Annotated in this window: 1 pseudogene; it reads right to left on the bottom strand. The window is 46.5% G+C overall.

From position 1 onward, the window contains the following. Nucleotides 1-439, bottom strand: a pseudogene (locus FD23_RS08820) (IS4 family transposase); the annotation flags it as partial.

Here is a 439-nt window from a genome sequence, read left to right as displayed (position 1 = left end):
CATGTACTTCGGGAGGCGTGAAATGAAAGCGTTGGTGAACCTTTCCATCTGCTCTTCTGTCGGTTGGAAGATCTCTTTCACGCTCTCGAACATGGCTTCTACCAGGATCTGAAGGGAGTGATGGAAAGTTATGTCCGCAAGCTCGTTTATCATGCAGTAAAATAGCCCGCCCATAGTCCTATCGTCTTCATCATCGCGCTTCTCAACTGACATGAACATGTAGCGCAGAAAGACGAAAGCCGTATGGGCAGTCAATGCATCATATGAGAGGCCATGGTATTCAGTGCCAAGCTTCAAGAAACTCTTGTAGGTCTTGAAGAAAACCTCGATGTCCCATCTTTTGCCGTAAATTCTGATGATTTCATTTTCATCGATCGTCATGTCCGTGCAAATGAGAGCGATCCAGTCTTTGCGGTTGGAGCGATTTCTTACGCAGACT

The organism is Lactobacillus delbrueckii subsp. delbrueckii DSM 20074 = JCM 1012, from assembly GCF_001433875.1.
In the GTDB taxonomy this organism is placed as follows: Bacteria; Bacillota; Bacilli; order Lactobacillales; family Lactobacillaceae; genus Lactobacillus; species Lactobacillus delbrueckii.
Note: the sequence above shows the minus strand (reverse complement) of the source record. Positions and strands in the feature narration are given on the sequence as shown.